Here is a 3,313-nt window from a genome sequence, read left to right on the forward strand (position 1 = left end):
GTGTGGCGTGCCCGGGCCGGGCGGCGCGGGCCAGCTCCTGCGCGTACTCGGCAGCCGCCGCCTCGGGGTCGTTGCCGGCCGGGCCGTCCGAGGCCCCCGGGATGATTACGACCGGGACTTGTCCTGCTTCCAGGAGAGCGGGCCCGGCAGGTCGACCCGGTGCGCACGGGCCTTGGAGTTCCAGGACCAGCGACCGATCTTGATGCTCCACGAGGAGAAGCCGTTCTCGGTGAAGTTCAGGATGATCGGACCGTACTTCTTGCGCTTGCGAAACATGAGGCCCATCGGAGGTCTCCCCTCGTCACCGTTCCCTGCCGTGTCGAGATCGAACATTCCCGAACCGGCGGCTTTTGAAACCCTCTCGCCGTCCGTCCTGGACGGTCGCCCGGCGGGCATCGCAATCTCTATCCAACAGATAGGTGTTGCGGCACGGTAAACGCTGGCCGGGGTGCTTCGTAACATCGGCAGCGATAGAAGTCTCATCTTCTGGAAGGCCGTTGACCGCTCGTTCCGATCCCGGGCAGCATGGGGTCATGTCGCAGCGGGATGAGCTTCTCCTCACCGCTCGTGTGCACGTCGACCTGGTCCGGCACGCGAGCGCGCTCTGTTGAGCTGACCGGTCCATCCGGCTCGGCTCCAGCGCCGCACTCCCACCGCCCGCCCGCTCAACGCGGAGCAGCGTGCCCGCACGCCCTCATCCGGGCGTCCCCGCTTCCATCCTGGACAGATCAGGAGACTCCTCATGTCCCCACCCCGTCGTGCCATTCTGCGTACCCTCGCCGCCGTTGCCGCGCTGGTCGCGCTCACCGCCACCGCCGGCTGCGGCGGTGACGCGGCAGCCGACGGCGCCCAGGCCAGCGAGCTGCGCTACCAGGGCTCGGTCGGCCAGGTCACCCTCCCCGAACTCGCCGCCGACCTCGGCTACCTCGGCGACGTCAAGCTCAACTGGATCGGCAACGTCACCGGCGGTCCGCAGGACATCCAGGCCACGGCCACCGGGCAGAGCGACTTCGGCGGCGCGTTCAACGGCGCCATCGTCAAGCTCGCCGCCGCCAACGCCCCGATCACGGCCGTGGTCAGCTACTACGGCTCGGACGCGCACACCTTCCAGGGCTACTACGTGCTCGACGACAGCCCGGTCCGCGGCCCCCGTGACCTGATCGGCAAGAAGGTCGGCATGAACACCCTCGGCGCGCACGCCGAGGCCGTGCTCAAGACCTGGCTCGCCCGTGGCGGGCTCACCCCCGCCGAGATCAAGCAGGTCGAGCTGGTCGCCCTGCCACCTGTCAACACCGAGCAGTCGCTGCGGCAGCGGCAGATCGACGTCGCGGTGCTCGGTGGGGTGATCCGGGACAAGGCGGTCGCCGGTGGCGGCATCCGCACCATCTTCACCGACTACGAGCTGCTCGGCGCCTTCAGCGGCGGCACCTACGTCTTCCGCGACGACTTCATCAAGCGCAACCCGGAGACCGTCAAGGCGTTCGTCACCGGGGTCGGCAAAGCCATCGAGTGGGCCCGCACCCAACCCCGGGAGACGGTGGTCGCCCGGATGCGGGACATCATCGGCAAGCGTGGCCGCAACGAGGACCCGTCGCTGGTCGCGTACTGGAAGAGCAGTGGCGTCGCCGGCCGTGGCGGTGTGATCGGCGAGCAGGAGTTCGCCACCTGGATCGACTGGCTCGCCGCCGAGGGCGAGCTCAAGGGCGACCGTCCGAAGCCCGGCGACATCTACACCAACCGGTTCAACCCCTTCGTGGACGGGGGGAACGCGTGAGCACCGACAAGATCCTCTTTGATCGCGTGAGCAAGACCTTCCCGGTCCGCGCCAGCCGGCGTGGTGGCGCCGGCGCGGTCACCGCGCTGGACGAGGTCACCCTCGGGGTACGCCCCGGCGAGTTCCTGGTCGTCGTCGGCCCCAGCGGCTGCGGCAAGTCCACGTTGCTCGACCTGCTCGGCGGGCTCACCGAGCCGACAGCGGGACGGGTGCTCGTCGACGGTCGGTCCGTCACCGGTCCGGGCCTGGACCGGGGCATCGTCTTCCAGCAGTACGCGTTGCTGCCCTGGCGCACCGCCGCCGGCAACGTCGCGTTCGGCCTGGAGGCCAAGGGGGTGCCCCGCGCCGAGCGCGCCGCCCTGATCGAGCACCACCTCGACCTTGTGGGCCTGCGCGGCTTCGCCGACCGCTACCCGCACGAGCTGTCCGGCGGGATGAAGCAGCGGGTGGCCATCGCCCGCAGCCTCGCGTACGACCCGGACGTGCTGCTGATGGACGAGCCGTTCGCCGCCCTGGACGCGCAGACCCGCGACTCGTTGCAGGACGAGCTGGTGCGCATCTGGGCCCGCACGGGCAAGACCATCGTGTTCATCACCCACGGCATCGACGAGGCCGTCTACCTGGGTCAGCGGGTGGCGGTGCTGACGTCCCGGCCCGGGCGGCTCAAACAGGTCATCGACATCGACCTCGGCGACCGGGACGCTGTCGAGGACGTGCGTTCCACCGACGCGTTCCGCCACCACCGCCACCAGATCTGGACCCTGCTGCGGGACGAGGTGCGGGCCGCCCAGGCAGCCGAGAGCGCCACCGGCAGCCGCACCGCCCACACCGGAACAGTTGGTGCTCGTACTCCCGTCGTCGCCGGAGCGGACGCGCGGCGCGCGGCGCCGGCGGCGGCCCACACCGAGGAGGCCCGCGTTGGTTGACATCGCCGAACGTCCCACCCGGCTGGCGGTCCCGACGGCAGTGCCCGACGCGGTGGCCGCCGTCGGACCCGGTGCCGGTGGCCTTGCCGGTCGGCTGCTCGGCGTGGGTGGAAAGGCGCTGCACCGCAGCGTCGCGATTCTCGCGCTGGCCGCGATCTGGGAGGGCGCACCCCGGCTCGGGCTGGTGGACCGGGTCTTCCTGCCGCCGCTGTCGGAGGTGCTGGTGGCCTGGTGGGAGTTGCTGCGCAGCGGGCAGCTCGCCGAGCACGTGGGCGCGAGCCTCACCCGGTCGTTGGCCGGGCTCGGCCTGGCGGTGCTCACCGCCATCCCGCTCGGGCTGCTGATCGGCTGGTACCGGCCGCTCGCCGAGTTGCTCAGCCCGCTGCTGGAGGTGTTCCGTAACACCGCCGCGCTGGCCCTGCTGCCGGTGTTCGTGCTCATCCTCGGCCTGGGGGAGACCTCCAAGATCGCCCTGGTGCTGTACGCGTGCTCCTGGCCGATCCTGCTGAACACCATCGCCGGGGTGAAGGGCGTCGACCCGCTGCTGATCCGGTCGGCCCGCTCGATGGGGCTCAACCACCTGCGGCTGTTCCAGAAGGTGATCCTGCCGGCC

Annotated in this window: 5 protein-coding genes and 1 pseudogene; 4 read left to right on the top strand and 2 right to left on the bottom strand. The window is 70.6% G+C overall.

Translation table 11 applies throughout. From position 1 onward, the window contains the following. Both ABZ749_RS32235 and ABZ749_RS32240 read right to left on the bottom strand, forming a co-directional pair. A pseudogene (locus ABZ749_RS32235) lies at positions 1-139 on the bottom strand (6-phosphogluconolactonase); the annotation flags it as partial. After that, on the bottom strand, positions 106-285 hold the full coding sequence (locus ABZ749_RS32240; RefSeq protein ID WP_030333600.1) for a DUF4236 domain-containing protein: 180 nt from the start codon (positions 283-285) through the stop codon (positions 106-108). The gene ABZ749_RS32240 and the pseudogene ABZ749_RS32235, both read right to left, overlap by 34 nt. Before the next feature lie 248 nt (positions 286-533). On the opposite strand from ABZ749_RS32240, the gene ABZ749_RS32245 reads away from it, so the two are divergent. The 4 genes from ABZ749_RS32245 to ABZ749_RS32260 form a co-directional block, all read left to right on the top strand. Then, the gene (locus tag ABZ749_RS32245) at positions 534-611 is read left to right on the top strand and encodes a putative leader peptide (RefSeq protein WP_349881247.1); all 78 of its coding nucleotides are present in this window, start codon (positions 534-536) and stop codon (positions 609-611) included. 131 nt (positions 612-742) lie between these two features. Further along, entirely contained in the window at positions 743-1,774 is a 1,032-nt protein-coding gene (locus ABZ749_RS32250; protein ID WP_357234500.1) for an ABC transporter substrate-binding protein, read from the top strand. 26 nt (positions 1,775-1,800) lie between these two features. Then, positions 1,801-2,700, top strand: a complete 900-nt coding sequence (locus ABZ749_RS32255) for an ABC transporter ATP-binding protein (RefSeq protein WP_357234503.1) — start codon at positions 1,801-1,803, stop codon at positions 2,698-2,700. After that, positions 2,693-3,313, top strand: a 621-nt coding sequence (locus ABZ749_RS32260) for an ABC transporter permease subunit (RefSeq protein ID WP_357234506.1), incomplete at its 3' end; no start/stop codon positions are given. The genes ABZ749_RS32255 and ABZ749_RS32260, both read left to right, overlap by 8 nt.

It is taken from the genome of Micromonospora sp. NPDC047753 (assembly GCF_040642735.1).
Taxonomy (GTDB): domain Bacteria; phylum Actinomycetota; class Actinomycetes; order Mycobacteriales; family Micromonosporaceae; genus Micromonospora.